The 22,362-nt window shown below is 62.5% G+C and carries 14 protein-coding genes, 1 other RNA gene and 1 pseudogene; 7 read left to right on the forward strand and 9 right to left on the reverse strand.

The genetic code is table 11. The features are described from left to right. Positions 1-139: 139 nt before the first annotated feature. Positions 140-906: pseudogene (locus KI241_RS18380) on the forward strand (transporter substrate-binding domain-containing protein). On the opposite strand, the gene KI241_RS18385 reads toward KI241_RS18380, so the two are convergent. Then, positions 858-2,600 (reverse strand): GGDEF and EAL domain-containing protein, encoded by a 1,743-nt coding sequence (locus tag KI241_RS18385; RefSeq protein ID WP_047737802.1) that lies wholly within the window; start codon positions 2,598-2,600, stop codon positions 858-860. The pseudogene KI241_RS18380 and the gene KI241_RS18385 sit on opposite strands and share 49 nt — an antisense overlap. A gap of 335 nt (positions 2,601-2,935) precedes the next feature. Between KI241_RS18385 and KI241_RS18390 the strand changes: the two genes are divergently transcribed. Then, the gene (locus tag KI241_RS18390; RefSeq protein ID WP_042728037.1) at positions 2,936-3,250 is read left to right on the forward strand and encodes a helix-turn-helix transcriptional regulator; all 315 of its coding nucleotides are present in this window, start codon (positions 2,936-2,938) and stop codon (positions 3,248-3,250) included. 186 nt (positions 3,251-3,436) lie between these two features. On the opposite strand, the gene ffs is transcribed toward KI241_RS18390, so the two are convergent. From ffs to KI241_RS18425, 7 genes are all read right to left on the reverse strand, one after another. Continuing rightward, an RNA gene (gene ffs, locus KI241_RS18395) (signal recognition particle sRNA small type) lies at positions 3,437-3,533 on the reverse strand. Positions 3,534-3,934: 401 nt separating this feature from the next. After that, positions 3,935-4,333, reverse strand: coding sequence for a hypothetical protein (locus KI241_RS18400; protein WP_144419431.1), 399 nt, complete (start codon positions 4,331-4,333; stop codon positions 3,935-3,937). A 143-nt stretch (positions 4,334-4,476) separates the two neighbouring features. Then, entirely contained in the window at positions 4,477-5,637 is a 1,161-nt protein-coding gene (locus tag KI241_RS18405; protein WP_042728038.1) for a putative zinc-binding metallopeptidase, read from the reverse strand. A gap of 111 nt (positions 5,638-5,748) precedes the next feature. Then, complete coding sequence (gene ligA, locus KI241_RS18410) at positions 5,749-8,106, reverse strand: NAD-dependent DNA ligase LigA (RefSeq protein ID WP_042728039.1); 2,358 nt, start codon at positions 8,104-8,106, stop codon at positions 5,749-5,751. Positions 8,107-8,258: 152 nt separating this feature from the next. Beyond that, positions 8,259-9,104 (reverse strand): cell division protein ZipA, encoded by an 846-nt coding sequence (zipA, locus tag KI241_RS18415; protein ID WP_042728040.1) that lies wholly within the window; start codon positions 9,102-9,104, stop codon positions 8,259-8,261. A 248-nt stretch (positions 9,105-9,352) separates the two neighbouring features. Next, positions 9,353-12,841 carry a chromosome segregation protein SMC gene (smc, locus tag KI241_RS18420; protein WP_212802846.1) on the reverse strand — a complete coding sequence of 1,163 codons (3,489 nt, stop codon included), beginning with the start codon at positions 12,839-12,841 and terminating at the stop codon, positions 9,353-9,355. Position 12,842: 1 nt separating this feature from the next. Beyond that, on the reverse strand, positions 12,843-13,502 hold the full coding sequence (locus KI241_RS18425; protein WP_042728042.1) for a GntR family transcriptional regulator: 660 nt from the start codon (positions 13,500-13,502) through the stop codon (positions 12,843-12,845). A 264-nt stretch (positions 13,503-13,766) separates the two neighbouring features. Between KI241_RS18425 and xdhA the strand changes: the two genes are divergently transcribed. The 4 genes from xdhA (at position 13,767) to guaD (ending at position 19,898) form a co-directional block, all read left to right on the forward strand. Then, positions 13,767-15,221 carry a xanthine dehydrogenase small subunit gene (gene xdhA, locus KI241_RS18430; protein ID WP_212802847.1) on the forward strand — a complete coding sequence of 485 codons (1,455 nt, stop codon included), beginning with the start codon at positions 13,767-13,769 and terminating at the stop codon, positions 15,219-15,221. Beyond that, on the forward strand, positions 15,214-17,613 hold the full coding sequence (xdhB, locus tag KI241_RS18435; RefSeq protein WP_212802848.1) for a xanthine dehydrogenase molybdopterin binding subunit: 2,400 nt from the start codon (positions 15,214-15,216) through the stop codon (positions 17,611-17,613). Before xdhA ends, xdhB begins: the two co-directional genes overlap by 8 nt. A 116-nt stretch (positions 17,614-17,729) precedes the next feature. Continuing rightward, positions 17,730-18,572: a xanthine dehydrogenase accessory protein XdhC gene (gene xdhC, locus KI241_RS18440; protein WP_042728053.1), complete on the forward strand. Its 843-nt coding sequence runs from the start codon at positions 17,730-17,732 to the stop codon at positions 18,570-18,572. A gap of 21 nt (positions 18,573-18,593) precedes the next feature. Continuing rightward, on the forward strand, positions 18,594-19,898 hold the full coding sequence (guaD, locus tag KI241_RS18445; RefSeq protein ID WP_042728045.1) for a guanine deaminase: 1,305 nt from the start codon (positions 18,594-18,596) through the stop codon (positions 19,896-19,898). A gap of 138 nt (positions 19,899-20,036) precedes the next feature. On the opposite strand, the gene KI241_RS18450 is transcribed toward guaD, so the two are convergent. Beyond that, positions 20,037-20,801: a GntR family transcriptional regulator gene (locus tag KI241_RS18450; RefSeq protein WP_042728046.1), complete on the reverse strand. Its 765-nt coding sequence runs from the start codon at positions 20,799-20,801 to the stop codon at positions 20,037-20,039. Between the two features lie 272 nt (positions 20,802-21,073). Between KI241_RS18450 and KI241_RS18455 the strand changes: the two genes are divergently transcribed. Next, positions 21,074-22,264, forward strand: coding sequence for a benzoate/H(+) symporter BenE family transporter (locus tag KI241_RS18455; RefSeq protein WP_047737812.1), 1,191 nt, complete (start codon positions 21,074-21,076; stop codon positions 22,262-22,264). The last annotated feature ends 98 nt before the right edge of the window (positions 22,265-22,362 follow it).

The raw sequence follows: 22,362 nt of genomic DNA on the forward strand, positions 1-22,362 counted from the left end.
AACCGTCGCAACGAAGGAACATAAGCGGCTAATGCTAGCGGAGCAGGGGCGAAATTGCATCCGGTGCGCTCGTCTAATATGTCTAAGCTTGGGTCTGGGGCTCGGTTGTCGACACGGTTTGGCTTGGTCAGGAGAGTTTATGCGCACAGCCATGGGGGCTTTGCTGTTGCTGGGGACCAGTTGTCTGGCAGAAGAAGTACCCTTGCGTATCGCCATCACCGACGGCTGGGCCATGCCCATGGTGCAGATAGAACGCGGCCGTCCGACCCAGGGCATATTGCCCGACATCATGATCAGCCTGGCCACCCAGGTCGGCATGCCGGCCGAATTCCACGTGCTGTCCCGCGCCCGCCTTGACGGCGCCATGAAAAACGGTGAAACCGACTTGCGCTGTTATGTCACCCCGGAATGGGTGCATGACGACAGTCGCAATTACCTCTGGAGCATCCCGTTGTTCTTCCAGCGCGACCTGCTCGTCGGCCCCCGGGCGGCACCGAGCGCGTGGTACCGGCGCGACTGGAACCGCAACCCATCGGCACCGTGCTCAGTTATTCCTACCCAACCTTGCAACCGCTGTTCGACAGCGGCCAGCTACGGCGGGACGACGCCCGTAGCCAGGACCAGGTGCTGGCGAAACTGCTGGCCGGGCGGTATCGCTATGCGGTGAGCAACCAATGGGCGCTGGACTGGTTCAATCAACGGCACGCCGCAGAACGGCAATTACAGGAGGTAGCGGTGCTCCAGGAGCGGGAACTGAGCTGTTATGTGCGCAACGATCCGACAATCCCCGCCCAACGCATCCTGCGTACCCTGTTGAAAATGAAACTGTCAGGGGAAATCGACGCGATCATCCAGCTCTACACCGGTCGCGACGTGGAGTCGGCGAGCGACACCCGATCGCCTTGACCGTCCGGTCGCTGCCGCCATTGCGTCGGTGGACTGAAGCCCGACACCCAGCCCGGCACCCGTTCGGCCGGCATGGGCCGGGCAATGAAGTACCCCTGGGCGACCTCGCAGCCCAGGCGCAACAGCAGTTGCCCATGTTCGAGGCTGTCCAGCCCCTCGGCCACGACCTCGCGGCCAAACGCCCGGGCCAGGCCAATTACCGCTTCGGTCAGCGCCAGATCATCCTGATCATGCAGGATGTCACGGACGAACGCCTTGTCGATCTTGATGGTTTGCGTGCGCAAGTGCTTGAGGTCATTGAGCGAACAAAAACCGGTGCCGAAGCCGCCCAGTGAAAACCTTACACCCAGCGCCTGGCAGGCCTGGAGGCAGGCGCTGACATTGACGAGGTTTTCCACGGCGACGGACTCGACGATCTGCAGGTCCAGCAAGCGCGGCGATACCGCCGGATGCCGCTCCAGCACCTGCCGCAGCCGCTCGACGAAGTCCGCCCGCTGGAAATGCCGGGCCGAGATATTGATGCTCACCGGCCACCCCTGCCCCGCTTGCTGCCACTGTTGCAGTTGGGTCAGGACCTGCCCCATGACCCACTCGCCGATCTCGACGATCAGGTCGGTTTCCTCCACCAGCGGCAGGAACTCCCCAGGCGGCACCAGGCCCCGTTGCGGATGCTTCCAGCGCAGCAACGCCTCCAGGCCGACCACGGTGCCACTGCGCATGTTGACCTTGGGCTGGAAATGCAGGCGCAACTCATCGTTCACCAGTGCCTGCCGTACCCGCTCGACCGTTTGATAGGTGGCGCGCACTTCCTTGTCGCGGGATACATCGAACAGGTGGAAACGGTTGCGGCCGCTTTGCTTGGCCACGTACATCGCCTGGTCGGCGTGGCGCAACAAGGTCTCGGCGTCTTCGTCATCCCACGGGAACAGCGTGACGCCGATGCTGGCGAAGACCTTGACGCTCTTGCCATCAATGGCATACGGCATGGAAACGGCGATCAACACCCGGTTCAACGCCGCGTTCAGTTCATCGATGCCGCGCACATGGCGCAACACCAGCACAAATTCATCCCCAGCCAGCCGCGCGACCACGTCCTCGCCACGCACAATGCTACGCAGGCGCCGGGCGACCTCCACCAACAATTGATCGCCACTGGCATGGCCATGCCCGTCGTTGACGGCCTTGAATCCATCAAGATCGAGCATGCAGACCGCCAGGGGCAGGTTTTCGGCCCGGGAAAACGCCAGGGCCTGGTCCAGCAGTTCGGAAAGGTAGGTGCGATTGGGCAAGCCCGTCAGCACGTCATGGCCGACTCGCCATTGCAACGAGTGCAGCAGCCGGCGCTTTTCGCTGACGTCAAAGCGAATCGCCAGGTAGCGCTCGATCTGCCCGGTATCGTCGTCGATCACCGGCACCAGGGTGGTATCGACCCAATGCAACGTACCGTCCTTGGCCCGGTTGCAGATCTCGCCTTTCCAGACCTGCCCCAAGGTAATGGTGCGCCACATGGCACTGAAGAACTCGTCAGGGTGCTGGCCGGAATTGAGCAGGCGATGGTTCGCCCCCAGCAGCTCGTCACGCGAATAGCCGAACAGTTGGCAGAACGGCTCGTTGACGTAGGTAATGCGCCCGCTCAAATCGGTTTCGGAGAAAATCGCGGCAGCGTCAACGGCTCTGCGGTACTTCTTATCCATCGAAGCAGTCATCCATGAGTCAGGCTCATTTGGCGCGCGCGGTTGCCGCCCTCGCAGAGGCGAAAATCAACTAGGCTCAAAGACCTTGAGGTAAGCTGGATCCGGGCCCTGGCAGCACGATCCGGGGGACCAACCCCCATGCCGTTGGTCACGAGCTGACGTGCATGGCGCATTCTTTTCGCGCATGCCGACCTCTGCAGCAGGTCACCAAATGCCCATACCAAAGGCCGATTCTACGAAACACATCACATTTTGCAAAGCAAGGTGATGAATCATGCGGTTGCCTAATGCAAAAATCTATCGTTAAGTTCTTGATTCTAAATGGGAATTAAGCGATGCAAATTTCAAGTTTGGGTCCAGCCATCAGACGCTATCGCAAAGTAGCGGGGCTAACTCAGGCTGAACTTGGCGAAAAAACCGGTTTTGACCCCAAAACCATCAGCCGTTTCGAAACCGGCACCTACACCCCCAGCGTCGAAGCCTTGTTCATGCTTGCCGACGTACTGGATGTGCAGTTGAAGGCCTTTTTTAGCGACATGGCCGATGAAGAAGAACAGCGAGCGTATCTGTTCGGTGTCATACACAAAGCCACCCCGAAGGATCTGGGAAAGCTGATCGCAGCGGTTGACCAGGCCATGTCCAAGCCTTGATGCAGTTGTGAAACACAAAAAAGCCTGGTTTGCCGGCGAGACGGCAGCCAGGCTTTTGCGTGGGCAATCGGTTGCCCTGCCAGCCGATGTCCGGGCAGCAGAAAGCAGCGACCTGTTGATCGGGCAACTAAAAAAGGGAATTTCACGAACCTTGCGAACGAAGGCTTGAGGGCGTTATGGAGGCAACCCCACCAGCCACACCCCGGCACACAATGTTCCCGCTGTGGCTGCTTCCTTCCGGATCTGACCAGGTTCACGGGTAATCGTTGCGGGGGGACCGATGGGGTCACCATAACGACGCTGCCTGACGGCGAGCCGCGCCATTGTACCTATCTGGCGAGAAGTTACAACCGTTCGCCATGGATTAAAAATCGAAGGGGCTCAAGCACTTGCTGGGGGAGCGGTTGGCGCTTGGGAGGGTGGAGGCGGGTTCGGCATCGGGGTCGCCTGATAGGGGCTTTCGCAAGCGGGGGCTCGCTCTCATGGGGCTCGGGGCCTACAAGCCCGGAACGGGAGCGAGCCTGCTCACGATGGCTCAGGCATATTCGACCTTGAAGGAAAAAGGCCCCTCGCTGTCGCGAGCAAGCTTTGCTCCCCCAAGGCAATGGGACAAACACCTGAAGAATCCATCAGCTATTCAATACGCACGCTTAGGTTGGCGTTCTAAGCTATTTCGCACACACCCTAAACTGCAGTGGAACAGATTAATACCGGACAGTAAGGACCATACTCCGCATTAAGCGCCTGAGCCCTGACTTGAACATTGAACTTAACAGGTTGCGCACCTCCACTGACTTCGATCGTATGCGCATACTGGCCATTACTGTCCGGTTGTATTCTGGCGGCAGGTACGAATTGTTCCTGGCCATTTTCTGTCTTGGTCACTTTAAACGTGTGACTGGCAATTTCATCGGGCCTGACGTTGTCCGAAATCAGCCAGCTCAACATGATGGTGTATCGACCTGCTCCGGCTTGAGCAAGGTTGCGAGGTGCGTTGGGGATGGTTGCACGTTTACCGGGTGTAGCGGGCTTATCTGTTGCCTTATCTTTCATAACACTCTCCCAAATATCTAAAACCGCCATTCACGACTCGTCTCAGAGTAAGGGAAATTTTGTGAGCGAGATACTATCAGAACAGATAGTAACAATTGCCAGCAGTCGCAACACCGACAGGTTATATTCTGCGTCTTTATTACAAAGTTTGTTACACCCAAAAAGTTCGCAGGCTACAACAACACCTCATCCGCTCGACCACCCTCCTCCTGAATCACCAGATGAATGAAATGCAACTTGGTGATGACCGCAGCCGGTACGACAAAGGGGTAGAAGTCCGGCTGGCCCATGCTGCGCGAAAGTTCGTTGAGCATGCCAGCCAGTTCGATCCAGGCGTTGACGAACGAGAGAAAGGCCGCGCCCCCGGCATGCCCCGGGTCGTACAAGGTCTCGGGCGGGAACGGTTGGTAGTCGAAATCCATTTCCCGGGCGCTCATGCCGAAGCCTAGCGCGGTGTCCACGGCGTCCATCATGTGCAGGTAGTGCGCCCAGGTCTCGGCCCAGTCTTCCCAAGGGTGCATGGTCGCGTAAGCGCTGACGTAGTGCGTTTGCCAGTCCAGCGGCGCGCCCTGCTGGTAGTGGCGATCCAGGGCTTCGGCATAGCTGGCGCGCTCGTCGCCGAACAGCGCCCGGAACGCTTCGAGCCAATGGCTGTTGGCGATCAACCGATCCCAGTAATAGTGACCCACCTCGTGACGGAAATGCCCGAGCAAGGTGCGATAGGGTTCGCGCATTTGCTGGCGCACGTATTCGCGATGGGCGTCGTCCGCCTCTTTGATGTCGAGGGTGATCAGCCCACTGGCGTGGCCGGTCATCGGCGGTTTGCCGTCCGGGTCGACACCGATGAAATCGAAAGCCAGGCCGGCCTTTTCGTCGACGGTTTTCGCGACGACCGGCAAGCCGAGGGTGATCAACTGCGCTACCAGGCGACGCTTGGCGATCTCGACCTTGCGCCAGCGCTCGGGGTTCTCCGGGATCGACAGGTCGGGGATGGTGCGGTTCAGGCGGCAGGCGATACACAAGGTGTCGTGGTCGTTGGCTGGCAGCAACCAATTGCACCCGGCCGGGGTGTCCAGATTGGCGCAACGACGGAACAACCCGGCTTGCGGGTCGGCATCCAGGGTCCAGGTGTCGGGTTGTTCGCCTGGTTGCAATGACGAAAGACGACTCTGCTCCGGTTGATACCCCAGCACCGCCAGGCACGCCAGGCATTGGCTGTTGCGAAAAAACAATGACTGCCCGCACCGACACGGCCAGACCTTGCTGTTACGCGAACGGTCCCCCAGGAACGGCGCGGCGATGCGTGAGCTCAGTTGTTCGAAGAAGCGGTACATGGCGATCTCTCCCGGGAGTCTGCAAGACTAGATCATCCACATCCCCCGATCGTTCCCGTGGCGAGGAAGCTCGCTCCCGCTGGGCGGCACAGCCACCCCGGTCGCTGCCAGCTAGACCGTGATGCCATGCTGGCCAAGAAACGCAACAAACGCTTCTTCATCCAGCACCTTGAGCCCCAGCTCATTGGCCTTGGTCAACTTCGAACCCGCGCCCGGCCCGGCCACGACACAATGGGTCTTCGCCGACACGGAACCGGCGACCTTGGCCCCCAGCCCCTCCAGCTTCTCCTTGGCGACGTCGCGACTCATCAGTTCCAGCGAACCGGTCAACACCCAGGTGTGACCCGCCTCGGGCAACCCTTCGACGACTTTCTTCTCGCTCTGCCAATGCATGCCGAAATCGCGCAACTGCTGCTCGGCGGCCTGCGCTTGCTGGCGATTCTCGGCGATGGCGAAAAACTCGCGCACGGCGTTGGCCTGTTTTTCCGGCAACGCCTGGCGCATGTCCAGCCAGTCGGCGTCCATGACTGCTTCGAGCGAACCGAACTTATCCGCCAGTTTCTGCGCCCCGCCCGGCCCGACCGACGGCACGTGCAACTTGTCGAGGAAGCCACCGAGGGTGGTACTGGCAGAGAACTCGGCGCCCAGCTCGCCCTGATCCTGAATGTCCAGGCCATGGCGCAGCAGGTCCTTGATCACCTGGCGGTTATGCGGGTCTTCGAAGAAGCTGTGGATCTCGTGGGCCACTTCCAGGCCGATATCCGGCAGGTAGGTGAGCACTTGCGGCAGGGCCGCCTGGACGCGCTCCAGGGAGCCGAGGGAGCGCGCCAGGACCTTGGCGGTTTCCTCGCCCACGTCCGGGATGCCCAGCGCGTAGACGAAACGCGCCAGGCTCGGTTTCTTGCTGTCGGCAATCGCCGCCAGCAGGTTCTTGCTCGACAGCTCGGCGAAGCCTTCCAGATCGACCACCTGCTCGAACGTCAGCGCATACAAATCCGCCGGCGACCCCACCAGGCCTTCATCCACCAACTGCTCGACGCTCTTCTCGCCCAGGCCTTCGATGTCCATGGCCCGGCGCGAGACGAAATGGATGATCGCCTGCTTGAGCTGCGCCCCGCACGCCAGGCGACCCACGCAGCGGTACACCGCGCCTTCGCTGATGGTCTCACGGCCTTTGCTGCGCTTGATCAGTTGCGTGCGCTCCACATGGGAACCGCACACCGGACACTGCTGGGGGATTTCCACCGGGCGGGCATGTTCCGGACGCCGCTCGGTGACGACTTGCACCACCTGCGGGATCACGTCACCGGCGCGACGGATGATCACCGTGTCGCCGATCATCAGGCCCAGCCGCGCCACTTCGTCCATGTTGTGCAGCGTGGCGTTGGCCACGGTCACGCCAGCCACTTTCACCGGTTTGAGCCGGGCCACGGGCGTGACCGCGCCGGTGCGACCGACCTGGAACTCGACGTCCAGCAGTTCGGTGAGCTCTTCACTGGCCGGGAATTTATGGGCGATCGCCCAACGTGGCTCACGGGCGCGAAAACCGAGTTCGCGCTGGGAGGCGATGCTGTTGACCTTGAACACCACGCCGTCGATCTCGTAGGGCAGTGCGTTGCGCCGCTCGCCGATGTCGCGGTAGTAGTCCAGGCACTCATCGATGCCATGGGCCAGCTTCAGCTCGCGACTGATGGGCATGCCCCAGGCCTTGAGCTGCTTGAGATTGCCGATGTGCGTGTCGGCGATGTCGCGACTGACCTGGCCAATGCCGTAGCAGCAGAATTCCAGGGGACGGTTGGCAGTGATCTTCGAGTCCAGTTGTCGCAAGCTGCCCGCCGCCGCGTTGCGCGGGTTGGCGAAGGTCTTGCCACCCACCTCCAGCTGCGAGGCATTGAGGCGCTCGAAGCCGGCCTTGGACATGTACACCTCGCCACGCACCTCCAGCACCGGCGGCCAGCCGCTGCCCTGCAACTTGAGCGGGATGTTGCGCACGGTGCGCACATTGACGCTGATGTCTTCGCCGGTGGTGCCATCACCGCGCGTGGCACCGCGCACCAGCACGCCATCCTGGTACAACAGACTGACCGCCAGACCATCGAGCTTGGGTTCGCAGCTGTACTCCACCGCCGCCCCGCTACCCAGCAGATCGCCCATCGGCAAATCGAGGCCTTCGGTCACCCGGCGGTCGAATTCGCGCATCGTGGTTTCGTCGAAGGCGTTGCCCAGGCTGAGCATCGGGATCTCGTGCCGCACCTGGCTGAACGCCGACAGCGCCACGCTGCCCACCCGCTGGGTCGGGGAGTCGCTGGTCACCAGCTCCGGGTGTTGCTCTTCCAGGGCCTTGAGCTCGTGGAACAGGCGGTCGTACTCGGCGTCCGGAATACTCGGCTCATCGAGGACGTGGTAGCGGTAATTGTGCTGATCCAGTTCGGTGCGCAGCTCTAGGATGCGGGTTTCAGCGGCTTTCATAGTGTTCTCTCATAAAGCAAAAGAGCAGCCTAGGCTGCTCAATCTTTTAAAATCGTCGGCAGTTCGCACCCGAACCTACCCATACAGAACCTGTGGCGAGGGGATCTATCCCCTCGCCACAAAAGTCCCTCAGCTACACGTCTCTGATGACTTCAGCGCTTCTGGGTCAACGCCCGACGCTCGAACTCGACGATGCGCTGGCGGTAGTGCTCGATGGTCTGGGCGGTCAGCACGCTGCGCTGGTCATCCTTCAGTTCGCCATTGAGCTCCTGGGACAGCTTGCGGGCTGCGGCCACCATCACATCGAAGGCCTGCTTGGGATGACGCGGGCCCGGCAGGCCGAGGAAGAAACTCACCGCCGGCGTGCTGAAATGGTCGATGTCGTCCAGGTCGAATACACCCGGCTTGACGGCGTTGGCCATGGAGAACAGCACCTCGCCGTTGCCGGCCATGCTCTCGTGCCGATGGAAAATGTCCATCTCGCCAAAACGCAGGCCGCTTTCCAGGATGTTCTGCAACAGCGCCGGGCCCTTGAAGCCGGCCGGGTCGCGGCAGATCACGCTGATCACCAGCACTTCCTCGGCCTGGGCCTGATCCTTGTCGGCGTTCGATGTCCTGTTCTCGTCCGGGAAGTCGTCGTCACGGCTGTTCAGGCTCGGGCCGCCGTCCAGGTCCAGGTTGAGGTTCAGGTCGCCCTGGGATGGCTCGCTGTTGCGCTTGCCGCGCTTGGAGCCAGACTCCCGGGGCTCGCGCACCGGGGCGCTCATCGACGGCAGGTCGTGCTCATCGAGCTGTGGCTCTTTATGCGTGTCGAGCACTCGGGGCGGGCCCAGCAGTTCGGCGTTGCCATCGTCATCCGGCAGGTTCGACAGGCTGCGGTCCAGGCGAAACTTCAGTTTCCCCTTGCCACCGCGCATGCGGCGCCAGCCGTCGAAAAGAATACCGGCAATGACAATGATGCCGATGACGATCAGCCACTCGCGCAGACCGATTTCCATGTAATCCCGTGCCTCTATAAAAATGCTGAAAAATAAGGGGCTTAGCTATTTGCAAACCGCTTTAAAACGTGGCGCCAACTCTATGTTCTGAATGGCCTTTTGCCCACGCATACGAAAAATTGACATTAAACTAGCACGACCAAAGATAACTTTACACCGTCTGTCGCATGGCCTTGTGCCAATCTGTGAAGGCGTCAGGGTAAAAAATACCTACAGCGCTCCAAGTAGATGCCCTACAGGCCCACCCTTCACGCATCCACCATTGCCATGGCCTCCTCCACATCCACTGCCACCAGCCGCGAGCAACCTGGCTCGTGCATGGTCACGCCCATCAACTGGTCGGCCATTTCCATGGCGATCTTGTTGTGGGTGATGTAGATGAACTGCACCGTTTCGGACATTTCCTTCACCAGCCGTGCGTAACGGCCCACGTTAGCGTCATCCAGGGGTGCATCGACTTCGTCGAGCATGCAGAACGGCGCCGGATTCAGTTTGAAAATGGCAAAAACCAGGGCCAGGGCGGTCAACGCCTTCTCGCCGCCGGAGAGCAAATGGATGGTGCTGTTCTTCTTGCCAGGAGGACGCGCCATGATTGTCACCCCTGTATCGAGTAAATCTTCGCCCGTCAGTTCCAAGTACGCGCTGCCGCCACCGAAAACTTTTGGGAAAAGGGCCTGCAAACCGCCGTTGATCTGATCAAAGGTATCCTTGAAGCGGTTGCGGGTTTCCTTGTCGATCTTGCGAATGACGTTTTCCAGGGTCTCCAGCGCTTCCACCAGGTCATCATTCTGCGCATCGAGGTAGCGTTTGCGTTCGGACTGCTGCTGGTATTCGTCGATGGCCGCCAGGTTGATGGCGCCCAGGCGCTGGATGCGCTGGGCGATGCGTTCGAGCTCTTCCTCGGCGTCCTTCTCGTTCGCGCCGGCCACCAGGGTAGCGAGCACGCCGTCGAGGTCGTAGCCATCCTCCAGCAACTGGTCCTGCAGGGCCTTGCGGCGCACGGTCAGGGCTTGCCATTCCAGGCGTTGCTGTTCCATCTGGGTGCGGATCAACTGGGATTGCTGCTCAGCCTGGCTGCGGCGCTTCTCGGCGTCACGCAGCTCGCGGTCGGCGTCTTCCAGGGCGATCTGCGCGGTCTTGAGTTCTTCGTCGACGGTCATGCGCTTGTCGAGCAACTCTTCGAGCTTGAGGCGCAACTCTTCCAGCGGCGCCTCGCCCTCCTCCAGGTTGAGACTCAACTGCTCGCGTTTTTCGGTCAGGCGCTCGGACTGCATTTCCAGGCGTTCCAGCGCCTGGCGCGTGGAATCGTACTGCGCCTTGAGCGAGCCCAGGCGCACGGCCAGTTGATGGGCGTGATCCTTGTGCTGCCGCGCCTCTTGGCGCACCCGGTCCAGGCGCTCACGCAGGCTGTCGCGCTGGGCCAGCAGCAACTCGCGCTGCTCGGTGTCCTGGGCCATGGCATCGAGGGCTTCCTGCAATTGCAGGCGCGCCTCGCCGATCTGTTCATGCTCCAGCGCCCGCTGCTCACCCAGCTCGGCGATCTCTTCCTCAAGCCGCGTGCGGCGCAGCGCCAGTTGTTCGACCTTGGCCTTGCCCGCTGACAACTGAGCCTTCAGTTCGCCCTGCTGGCGAGCTTCGTCCTGCAACAGCCGTCGCAGGTGTTCGCGGCCGTTCTCCTGCTGACGCTGTTGCGCCCGCAGGTTCTGCAATTCGCTTTCCAGGGCTTCGACGCTGGCCTCGCGCTCTTCACGCTCGGCACCCAGGCGCTGGATTTCCTGGCCACGGGCGAGCATCCCGCTCTCGGCTTCGCTGGCCCGGCGCACCCGTAGAAAGTGCCGGCCAACCCAGTACCCGTCGCGGCTGATCAGGCTCTCGCCCGGCGCCAGTTGCCCTCGCAGCGCCAACGCCTGTTCGAGGCTCTCCACCGGCTTGACCTGGCCCAGCCAGGGCGACAGGTCGACCTGGGCCTCGACTTTGTCCAGCAAGCTGCCGGGCACGCGCACCCCGTCGCCCGCCGGGCTGAGCAGGCGCAAATCGCCCTGGCTGAAGCCCGACAGGTCGAAGCCGCCGAAATCGTCCACCAACACCGCTTGCAAATCGGCACCCAGCACGGTCTCCACCGCCAGTTCCCAACCGGCATCGACCTTCAGGCCCTCGGCCAGGCGCGGCCGCTCGGCCAGGTGCTGGTCGCGCAGCCATTCGGCTGTGCCCGTGCCCGGGTCCAGCGCGGCCTGCTGCAAGGCTTCCAGCGAGGCAAGACGGCCATTGAGCCGCTGCAATTCGCCCTGGGCCTGCTGCTGGTTGTGCAAAGCCGCCTGCAAGGCCTGGCGCAACTGCTCCAGGCGCTCGACCTGGGCGTCCTCGCTGGCCTGCAAGTCTTCGAGGGTGGCTTCACTGGTCGCCAGTTGCTCGCTCAGGTCCAGGATCGCCGCGTCTTCCGGGTCCGCCGCCAGCAACGCGCGCTCTTCGGCCAAACGGCGCTGGCGCTCGGCCAGGCGCTCCATGCTGGTTTCCAACTGTTGGATGCGTGACTGCTGGACCTCGGCCTGGCGGCGTGGCTCGGCCGAAGTCAGGTTGAAGCTGTCCCACTGTTCCTGCCAGCCGTGCATGGTCACTTCGGCTTCTTCCAGGGCCGCGGCGGCTTCTTCGGCGGCGGCACTGGTGATTTCCTGCTCCGGCGTGAGCCGTTCCAGCTCTTCGCCAAGGGTCAGCAGCAGCGTGCGGTCATGGCCCAGGTGGGACTCGGTTTCCAGGCGCGCGCGTTCGGCTTCCTTCAAGTCATCCTGCAACTGGCGCAGCCGCTGCTGGCCATGCTGGATGCTCTGTTCGACCCGAGCGATGTCGCCGCCCACGGAATAGAAGCGTCCTTGCACCAGATTGAAGCGCTCGGACAGGTCATGGTGCCCGTCCCGCAGCCGTTCGATGGCCGCGTCGGCGTTGCGCTGCTCGGCCACCAGCGCTTCGAAGCTGACCTCCTGGTTGCCGATGACCGCCTCACGCTGGCCGACCTGTTCGTTCAACGCCTGCCAGCGCAGGGCCGAGAGCTGGGCCTTGAGCTGACGCTCCTCGCCCTTGTATTCCTGGTACTTCTTGGCCGCCTCGGCCTGACGGTGCAAGCGTTCGAGCTGCCGTTCGAGCTCTTCGCGCAGGTCGGTCAGGCGGGCGAGGTTTTCATGGGTGCGGCGGATACGGTTTTCCGTTTCCCGGCGTCGTTCCTTGTATTTGGAAATACCGGCGGCTTCTTCGATGAAGTTGCGCAGGTCTTCAGGCTTGGCCTCGATCAGCTTGGAGATCATGCCCTGCTCGATGATCGAGTAGCTGCGCGGGCCCAAGCCGGTCCCCAGGAAAATGTCAGTGATGTCCCGGCGCCGACACTTGGCACCGTTCAGGAAGTAACTGTTCTGGCTGTCGCGCGTGACCTTGCGGCGAATGGAAATCTCCGCATAGGCCGCATACTCGCCCACCAGGGTGCTGTCGGAGTTATCGAACACCAGTTCGATGCTGGCCTGGCTGACCGGCTTGCGGCTGGTGGAGCCGTTGAAGATGACGTCGGTCATCGACTCGCCGCGCAGGTTCTTGGCCGAGCTCTCGCCCATCACCCAGCGCACGGCGTCGATGATGTTCGACTTGCCGCAACCATTGGGCCCGACCACCGCCGCCATGTTACTGGGGAAGTTCACCGTCGTCGGGTCGACGAAGGACTTGAACCCCGCCAGCTTGATGCACTTGAGTCGCACGTCAGGCCGCCGTCAGGGCAGAAACCACCAGGTCGCAACTGCGCTGGGCGTAGGCCGTCAGCACGATGCGGATCTGCGGCAAATCACGGGCCAGCACGGCGACGAGCAGGCGCTGGAACAAATCGAGGAACTCGCTCATTTCGGCCTTGCGCTGGTCCAGCGCCAGGAAATAGGCACGGCTCATGGCCGGTTGCAGGTTCTCGACGGTTTCCTGTAGGTACGGGTTGTTGGCAAAGGGGTACGCCGCGCGCATCACGCTGAAGCTTTCATCGACGAAGGTGCGGATGTCCTGGCGCTGGAAGGCGTCCGTCAGGCGCTGCTGGATCGCCACGAACGGCGCCATGTCGGCCGGTTGCTGCCAGCCATGGGCCACGGCATTGCCCAGCAGGATGTACAGCTCGCTCATCAGCGTGCACAGGCTGCGCACCTTGTGTTCAGTGAGTTCGGTGACGTGGGCGCCACGGCGCGGCAGGATCGCCACCAGGTGGCGCCGCTCCAGGATCAACAAGGCCTCGCGGACCGACCCACGGCTGACATTGAGCGCCAGGGTGACCTTCTGCTCCTGGATGCGCTCTCCCGGCTTCATTTCACCGCGAATGATGCGCTCGGCGAGATGGTGGGCGATTTGCTCGGCGAGGCTGTCCGGGGCCTTGAACGTCATGGTTTTCCTTCAAACTCTTCGATTTGCACAAGCGGCGCAGTGTAGCGCACTCACTACGTCATGGCGCAGGGCCTGTACCGGGTTTTGGCACGATATAAGCAAAAAAAGCAGGGTATGGCCCGAGGGTCAATACTCAATTCACCCGTTGTAAATCGACAAACCGAATTTTCCTGACCTTTAAGTCAGAAAATCATTGACCGAAAAGTCAGACCTGCTAAATTCGGCCCACGTCGATACAACAATAATGAGTCTGCGAGGCCTTCCGTGATCCAGTTTTTACTCAACCAGGAGCTCCGTAGCGAGCATGCCCTGGACCCGAACCTGACCGTGCTCAATTACCTGCGCGAGCACCTCGGCAAATCCGGTACCAAGGAAGGCTGCGCCAGCGGCGACTGTGGCGCGTGCACCGTGGTGGTGGGCGAACTGCACACCGACGGCAACGGCCGCGAAGGCCTGCGCTATCGCAGCCTCAACTCATGCCTGACGTTCGTCTCGTCCCTGCATGGCAAACAGCTGATCAGCGTCGAAGACCTCAAGCACCAGGGCCAGTTGCACAGCGTCCAGCAAGCGATGGTCGATTGCCATGGCTCGCAATGCGGCTTCTGCACGCCGGGCTTTGTCATGTCGCTGTTCGCCCTGCAGAAGAACAGCGCCCAACCCGACGCCCACAAGGCCCATGAAGCCCTCGCCGGCAACCTGTGTCGCTGCACCGGCTACCGGCCGATTCTGGCCGCCGCCGAACAGGCCTGCTGCGCCAGCCAGCCGGATCAGTTCGACGCTCGCCAAGACCAGACCATCGCCCGCCTCAAAGCCATCGCCCCCACCGAAACCGGCGAACTCAACAGCGGCGACAAGCGCTGCCTGGTGCCCCTGACCGTGGCCGACCTGGCCGACCTCTATGACGCCTACCCCCAGGCGCGCCTGCTGGCGGGCGGCACGGACCTGGCGTTGGAAGTCACCCAGTTCCACCGCACCCTGCCGGTGATGATCTACGTCGGCAACGTCGCCGAACTCAAGCGCGTCGAGCGGTTCGACGATCGCCTGGAGATCGGCGCCGCCACCGCGCTGTCCGACTGCTACGAAGCCCTGAAGGCCGAATACCCGGACTTTGGCGACCTGCTGCAACGCTTCGCCTCCTTGCAGATCCGCAACCAGGGCACCTTGGGCGGCAACATTGGCAACGCTTCGCCGATCGGCGACTCGCCGCCCCTGCTGATCGCCCTCGGCGCGCAGATCGTCCTGTGCAAGGGCCAGACCCGCCGCACCCTGGCGCTGGAAGACTACTTCATCGACTACCGAGTGACCGCCCGCCAGGAAAGCGAGTTCATCGAGAAGATCATCGTGCCCCGGGCCAGCGCCGAGCAGGCGTTCCGCGCCTACAAGGTGTCCAAGCGCCTGGACGACGATATTTCCGCCGTTTGCGCGGCGTTCAACCTGCGCATCGACAACGGCGTGGTCCGCGATGCCCGCGTGGCCTTCGGCGGCATGGCCGCGACCCCCAAGCGCGCCACCCATTGCGAAGCCGTGCTGATCGGTGCGCCGTGGAACGACAGCACCGTCGAACGCGCCTGCGCGGCCCTGGCTGAGGACTTCACGCCTCTGTCGGACTTTCGCGCCAGCAAGGAATACCGCCTGCTCAGCGCCCGCAACCTACTGCGCAAGTACTTCATCGAACTGCAAACGCCGCACATCGAGACTCGGGTGACCGCTTATGTCTAACCATCACGCCGTAGAGAAGACCCAAGCCGAACTGGCCGAGCTGTTCGCCCGCGACCTGAGCACCGGTGTAGGCCGCAGCGTCAAGCACGACAGCGCCGCCAAGCATGTGTCCGGCGAGGCGCAGTACATCGACGACCGCCTCGAATTCCCCAACCAGTTGCACGTCTACGCGCGCCTCTCGGACCGTGCCCATGCACGGATCCTGCGCATCGACACCACGCCTTGCTATGCCTTCGAAGGCGTGCGCATCGCCATCACCCACGAAGACATCCCGGGCCTCAAGGACATCGGCCCGTTGCTGCCCGGCGACCCGCTGCTGGCGATCGACGATGTGCAATTCGTCGGCCAGCCGGTGCTGGCCGTCGCTGCCCGGGACCTGGAAACCGCACGCAAGGCAGCCATGGCGGCCATCGTCGAATATGAAGACCTGGAACCGGTGCTGGACGTGGTCCAAGCATTGCGCAAGCGCCACTTCGTGCTCGACAGCCACACCCATCAGCGCGGTGACTCGGCCGGCGCACTGGCGAGCGCCGAACATCGCATCCAGGGCTCGTTGCACATCGGCGGGCAAGAACACTTCTACCTGGAAACCCAGATCTCCTCGGTGATGCCCACCGAAGACGGCGGCATGATCGTCTACTGCTCCACCCAGAACCCCACCGAAGTGCAGAAGCTGGTGGCCGAAGTGCTGGGCGTGTCGATGAACAAGGTGGTGGTGGACATGCGCCGCATGGGCGGCGGCTTCGGCGGCAAGGAAACCCAGGCCGCCAGCCCGGCCTGCCTGTGCGCGGTGATCGCCCACCTCACCGGGCAGCCGACCAAGATGCGCCTGCCGCGGGTCGAAGACATGCTGATGACCGGCAAGCGCCACCCGTTCTACATCGAATACGACGTGGGCTTCGACAGCACCGGGCGCCTGCACGGCATCGCCCTGGAACTGGCCGGCAACTGCGGCTGCTCGCCGGACCTGTCGGCCTCGATTGTCGACCGGGCGATGTTCCATGCCGACAACGCCTATTACCTGGGCGACGCGACCATCAACGGCCATCGCTGCAAGACCAACACCGCCTCGAACACCGCCTACCGCGGCTTCGGCGGTCCCCAAGGCATGGTGGCCATCGAAGAAGTCATGGACGCCATCGCCCGGCACCTGGCGCTCGACCCACTGGCCGTGCGCAAGGCCAACTACTACGGCAAGACCGAGCGCAACGTCACCCACTACTACCAGACCGTCGAGCACAACATGCTCGAGGAAATGACCCGCGAACTGGAAGAAAGCAGCCAGTACGCCGAACGCCGCGAAGCGGTGCGGCGCTACAACGCCAACAGCCCGATCCTGAAAAAGGGCCTGGCGTTGACGCCGGTGAAGTTCGGTATTTCGTTCACCGCCAGCTTCCTCAACCAGGCCGGTGCCCTGATCCACGTCTACACCGACGGCAGCATCCACCTGAACCACGGCGGCACCGAAATGGGCCAGGGCCTGAACACCAAGGTCGCGCAAGTGGTGGCCGAAGTGTTCCAGGTGGAAATGGACCGGGTACAGATCACCGCGACCAACACCGACAAGGTCCCCAACACCTCGCCCACCGCCGCCTCCAGTGGTGCCGACCTCAACGGCAAGGCGGCGCAGAATGCCGCCGAGATCATCAAGCGGTGCCTGGTGGAGTTCGCCGCGCGGCAGTACAAGGTCAGCGAGGAAGACGTGGTCTTCCACAACGGCCATGTGCGGGTGCGCGATCACATCCTGACCTTCGAGGCGTTGGTCCAACAGGCCTATTTCGCCCAGGTCTCGCTGTCGAGCACCGGCTTCTACAAGACCCCGAAAATCTACTACGACCGCAGCCAGGCCCGTGGCCGGCCGTTCTACTACTACGCCTATGGCGCGGCGTGCGCCGAGGTGATCGTCGACACCCTCACCGGCGAATACAAGATGCTGCGCACCGACATCCTCCACGACGTCGGTGCCTCGCTGAACCCGGCCATCGACATTGGCCAGGTCGAAGGCGGCTTCATCCAGGGCATGGGTTGGCTGACCATGGAAGAGCTGGTGTGGAACGACAAGGGCAAGCTGATGACCAACGGTCCGGCCAGCTACAAGATCCCCGCCGTGGCCGACATGCCGCTCGATTTGCGGGTCAAGCTGGTAGAAAACCGCAAGAACCCCGAAGACACTGTATTCCACTCCAAGGCCGTGGGCGAGCCGCCGTTCATGCTCGGCATCGCCGCCTGGTGCGCCATCAAGGACGCCGTGGCGAGCCTGGGGGATTACCGGCACCAGCCGAAGATCGACGCGCCGGCGACACCGGAACGGGTGTTGTGGGGTTGCGAGCAGATGCGTGGGTTGAAGGTCGTTGCGACTGAACCCGCTGAAACCGAGTTGGCTTCGCTGTAGACCGCAGCGCCGCCTTCGCGAGCAAGCCCGCTCCCACAGGGAAACGTATTCCAAAGTGTGGGAGCGGGCTTGCTCGCGAAGGCCGCCGAACAGACAACAAAGATGTCGAGGTGAACATGTACAACTGGATCAGCGCCCTCGCCGACCTGCAAACCCGCGGCGAACCCTGCGTGCTGGTGACCATCATCGAAGAGCTCGGCTCCACGCCGCGCAACGCCGGTTCGAAGATGGTCATCAGCGCCAGCCAGACGTTCGACACCATTGGCGGCGGGCACCTGGAATACAAGGCCATGGAAATCGCCCGGCAGATGCTTGCCAGCGGCCAGCAGGCTACCCACCTGGAACGCTTCAGCCTCGGCGCCAGCCTCGGCCAGTGCTGCGGTGGCGTAACGGTGCTGCTGTTCGAACCCATGGGCCAGGTGCAGGCGCAGATTGCCGTGTTCGGTGCCGGCCATGTCGGCCGCGCCCTGGTGCCGTTGCTGGCGAGCCTGCCCTGCAAGGTGCGCTGGATCGATTCGCGGGAGGCGGAATTCCCCGAACACTTGCCCCACGGCGTACGCAAGATCGTCACCGAAGAGCCACTGGATGAAGTCGACGAACTGCCCGCCGGCAGCTACTGCATCGTCATGACCCACAACCACGCGCTCGACCTGGAACTGAGCGCCGCGATCCTCAAGCGCAACGACTTCGCCTACTTCGGCCTGATCGGTTCGAAGACCAAGCGGGTCAAGTTCGAACATCGCCTGCGCGATCGCGGCTTCGACAGCGGCACCTTGCAACGCCTACGTTGCCCGATGGGCATCGGCGAAGTCAAAGGCAAGCTGCCTGTGGAAATCGCCATCTCCATCGCCGGCGAAATCATCGCCACCTATAACGCCGACTTCGGCCAGCACACCGCGCGCGCCGAACCGATCGCCAAGCTGCTGCCGGCCTCGCGCCGCAGCCAGGCCAACCGTTGATTCTTCATTGAGAAACCTTTCATGCCCCTGACACGCAAAGCCTACCGCGCCGCCCTGCTCCACAGCCTCGCCGACCCGGCCGAAGTAGGGATCGAAGCCTCCTATGAGTATTTCGAAGACGGCCTGCTGGTGGTGGAAAACGGCCAGATCAGCGCCATCGGCCACGCCCATGACCTGTTGCCGACCCTGGCCGCGGACATCGAGATCAACCATTACCCCGACGCGCTGATCACCCCCGGCTTCATCGACACCCACATCCACCTGCCGCAAACCGGCATGGTGGGCGCCTATGGCGAGCAATTGCTGGACTGGCTCAACACCTACACCTTCCCCTGCGAAAGCCAGTTCGCCGACCCGGCCCATGCCGCGGCCGTGGCCGATCTTTTCGTCAAGGAACTGCTGCGCAATGGCACCACTACGGCGCTGGTGTTCGGCAGCGTGCACCCACAGTCGGTGAATGCCTTCTTCGAAGTGGCCCAGAAGCTGGACCTGCGGATGATCGCCGGCAAAGTGATGATGGACCGCAACGCCCCGGATTACCTGACCGACACCGCCGAATCCAGCTACACCGAGAGCAAGGCGTTGATCGAGCGCTGGCACGGCAAGGGCCGCCTGCACTACGCCGTGACGCCCCGCTTCGCCCCCACCAGCACCCCGGAACAATTGACGCTGGCCGGGCAGTTGCTGAGCGAGTACCCCGACCTGTACATGCAGACCCACATCAGTGAAAACCTGCAGGAAGTGCAATGGGTCAAGGCGCTGTTTCCCGAGCGCAAGGGTTACCTGGACGTCTACGACCACTACCAACTGCTGGGCGAGCGCTCGGTGTTCGCCCACGGCGTGCATCTGTGCGACGACGAATGCGCACGCCTGGCCGAAACCGGTTCGGCCATCGCCTTCTGCCCGACGTCGAACTTCTTCCTGGGCAGCGGCCTGTTCAACCTGCCCATGGCCGAGAAGCACAAGGTGAACGTCGGCCTGGGCACCGACGTGGGGGGTGGCACCAGTTTTTCACTGCTGCACACGCTGAACGAAGCTTACAAGGTGATGCAGTTGCAGGGTGCGCGGTTGAGCCCGTTCAAGTCGCTGTACCTGGCGACACTCGGCGGCGCCAGGGCACTGCGCCTGGAAGAGCGGATCGGGACCTTGCAGCCGGGCACCGATGCGGATTTCCTGGTACTGGACTACAACGCGACGCCACTGCTGGGCTATCGCCTGAAACAGGCCAACGACATTGCCGAGCGGTTGTTCGTGCTGATGACCCTGGGGGATGACCGGACGGTGATGCAGACTTACGCGGCCGGTAAATTGGTGCATCAGCGGTAGATTTCCTTCGCCTGTTACACCGCTTTCGCGAGCAAGCCCGCTCCCACATTTGATCCGCGTATGTCATGACAACACGGTCGAATGCGGGAGCGGGCTTGCTCGCGAAGGGGGGAACTCGGTGCCGCTGACTCAACTCAATCAGAGCTTGGCCGTCGACCGTCCTGGCTTCTTGCTCTGCAACAGGTGCGAGAACACCGCGTGCAGGTCGTCCGAGGCGCTTTCTTCGTCGAGGTTGAGCTTGCTGTCGATGTGGTCCATGTGGTGCATCATCAGGTCCACCGCCAGCGTCGCGTCGCGCGCCTCGATGGCGTCGATCAACTGGGTGTGCTCGTCATAGGAGCAGTGGGAACGGTTGCCGCTTTCGTACTGGGCAATGATCAGCGAGGTCTGGGACACCAGGCTGCGCTGGAAGCTGATCAACGGCGCATTCTTTGCCGCTTCGGCCAGCTTGAGGTGGAATTCGCCCGACAGGCGGATGCCGGCGCCACGGTCGCCCCGGGAAAAACTGTCGCGCTCGTCGTTGACCATCTGCCGCAGCTCGGCAAGCTGCTCGGCGGTGGCATGCTGCACCGCCAGTTCGGTGATAGCCCGCTCCACCAGGCGCCGGGCCATGAACACCTGGCGAGCCTCCTCGACACTCGGGCTGGCGACCACGGCGCCGCGGTTGGGCCGCAGCAGCACCACCCCTTCATGGGCCAGGCGCGACAACGCCCGACGAATGATCGTGCGGCTGACCCCGAAAATCTCCCCCAGTGCCTCTTCGCTCAGCTTTGTACCGGGCGCCAAGCGTTGTTCGAGAATGGCCTCGAAGATATGCGCATAGACGATATCGTCCTGGGTACCGCTGCGACCGGCCTTACCGGCTCGCGGTTGTTTCTTGAGGGGCTGCAACTGTTCGTTCATGGGCACTCGAGTCGGGAGAACTGCGGCGAATTGACCGTGACTGTAATACGGCACAGCCGGTCGCTGGCAAGTATCGCGTAAAAAACACCTCGATTGTACACAACCTCTGATGGCAACACGACTGTACGGCTGTTTGCGGGCCTGGCTGTATTGCAATCGCTCACGGGGTTGAGTTTAGGCTTAAACCGCAACCCTGTGGCGAGGGCGCTTGCTCCTTCGCCACAGGGTTGTTCCAGGCTTTGCCAAATTTATAACAAGGATCATCGCCCGCTATGACCGAAGTCACGACTACGCCACTTCGTCCGCTCGCCGACACATCGCCATCGGCCGTCGTCGCCGGGTTCATTGCCATGATGACCGGCTACACCAGCTCCCTGGTGCTGATGTTCCAGGCCGGGCAGGCAGCAGGGTTGACCAGCGGGCAGATTTCATCGTGGATCTGGGCGATTTCCATCGGCATGGCCGTGTGCACCATCGGCCTTTCGCTGCGCTATCGCACGCCGATCACCATTGCCTGGTCGACACCCGGCGCGGCGCTGTTGATCACCAGCCTGGGCGGCGTGAGCTACGGCGAGGCCATCGGTGCCTACATCACCTGCGCGGTGCTGGTGACGATCTGCGGCCTGACCGGCAGTTTCGAGCGCCTGGTCAAGCGCATCCCGGCGTCCCTGGCGGCAGCCCTGCTCGCAGGCATCCTGTTCAAGATCGGCAGCGAGATCTTCGTCGCCACCCAGCATCGCACCGGCCTGGTCCTGGGGATGTTCTTCACTTACCTGATCGTCAAGCGCCTGTCGCCGCGCTACGCGGTGCTGGCCGCGCTGCTGGTGGGCACGGCCTTGTCCGGCCTGCTCGGGCTGCTGGATTTCAGCGGGTTTGCCCTGGAAGTCGCGACACCGGTCTGGACCACGCCGCACTTCTCCCTGGCCGCCACCATCAGCATCGGCATCCCCCTGTTCGTCGTGGCGATGACCTCGCAGAACATGCCCGGCATCGCCGTGCTGCGGGCCGACGGCTACAACGTTCCAGCCTCGCCGCTGATCACCAGCACCGGCATTGCCTCGCTGCTGTTGGCACCGTTCGGCTCCCACGGCATCAACCTGGCAGCCATCAGCGCCGCCATCTGCACCGGCCCGCACGCCCACGAGGATCGCGACAAGCGCTACACGGCGGCGCTCTGGTGCGGGATTTTCTACGGCATTGCCGGGGTGTTCGGCGCCACGCTGGCGGCGTTGTTCGCGGCGTTGCCCAAGGAACTGGTGCTGTCCATCGCGGCCCTGGCATTGTTCGGCTCGATCATCAATGGCTTGACCATCGCCATGAGCGAAGCCCGGGAACGGGAAGCGGCGCTGGTGACGTTCATGGTCACCGCGTCGGGGTTGACGCTGTTTTCCATCGGGTCGGCGTTCTGGGGGATCGTGGCGGGGGTGTTGACCTTGCTGATCCTCAATTGGCGCAAGGCCTGATTGCCTCTGAAAGCTTCGCGAGCAAGCTCGCTCCCACATTGGATTTGTGTCGTTCGCATGCCCCTGTGGGCGCGGGTTTGCTCGCGAAGGCGGCCTGG

The sequence above is a fragment of the Pseudomonas sp. Cab53 genome (assembly GCF_018325965.1).
GTDB lineage: Bacteria > Pseudomonadota > Gammaproteobacteria > Pseudomonadales > Pseudomonadaceae > Aquipseudomonas > Aquipseudomonas chlororaphis_E.

Coding starts and splice junctions, on each gene's coding strand:
- KI241_RS18455 (WP_047737812.1), top strand. CDS start 21,074: ATGACCGAAGTCACGACTACGCCACTTCGTCCGCTCGCCGACACATCG.
- KI241_RS18385 (WP_047737802.1), bottom strand. CDS start 2,600: ATGGATAAGAAGTACCGCAGAGCCGTTGACGCTGCCGCGATTTTCTCC.
- guaD (WP_042728045.1), top strand. CDS start 18,594: ATGCCCCTGACACGCAAAGCCTACCGCGCCGCCCTGCTCCACAGCCTC.
- KI241_RS18450 (WP_042728046.1), bottom strand. CDS start 20,801: ATGAACGAACAGTTGCAGCCCCTCAAGAAACAACCGCGAGCCGGTAAG.
- zipA (WP_042728040.1), bottom strand. CDS start 9,104: ATGGAAATCGGTCTGCGCGAGTGGCTGATCGTCATCGGCATCATTGTC.
- KI241_RS18390 (WP_042728037.1), top strand. CDS start 2,936: ATGCAAATTTCAAGTTTGGGTCCAGCCATCAGACGCTATCGCAAAGTA.
- KI241_RS18400 (WP_144419431.1), bottom strand. CDS start 4,333: ATGGCGGTTTTAGATATTTGGGAGAGTGTTATGAAAGATAAGGCAACA.
- xdhB (WP_212802848.1), top strand. CDS start 15,214: ATGTCTAACCATCACGCCGTAGAGAAGACCCAAGCCGAACTGGCCGAG.
- KI241_RS18425 (WP_042728042.1), bottom strand. CDS start 13,502: ATGACGTTCAAGGCCCCGGACAGCCTCGCCGAGCAAATCGCCCACCAT.
- ligA (WP_042728039.1), bottom strand. CDS start 8,106: ATGAAAGCCGCTGAAACCCGCATCCTAGAGCTGCGCACCGAACTGGAT.
- KI241_RS18405 (WP_042728038.1), bottom strand. CDS start 5,637: ATGTACCGCTTCTTCGAACAACTGAGCTCACGCATCGCCGCGCCGTTC.
- xdhC (WP_042728053.1), top strand. CDS start 17,730: ATGTACAACTGGATCAGCGCCCTCGCCGACCTGCAAACCCGCGGCGAA.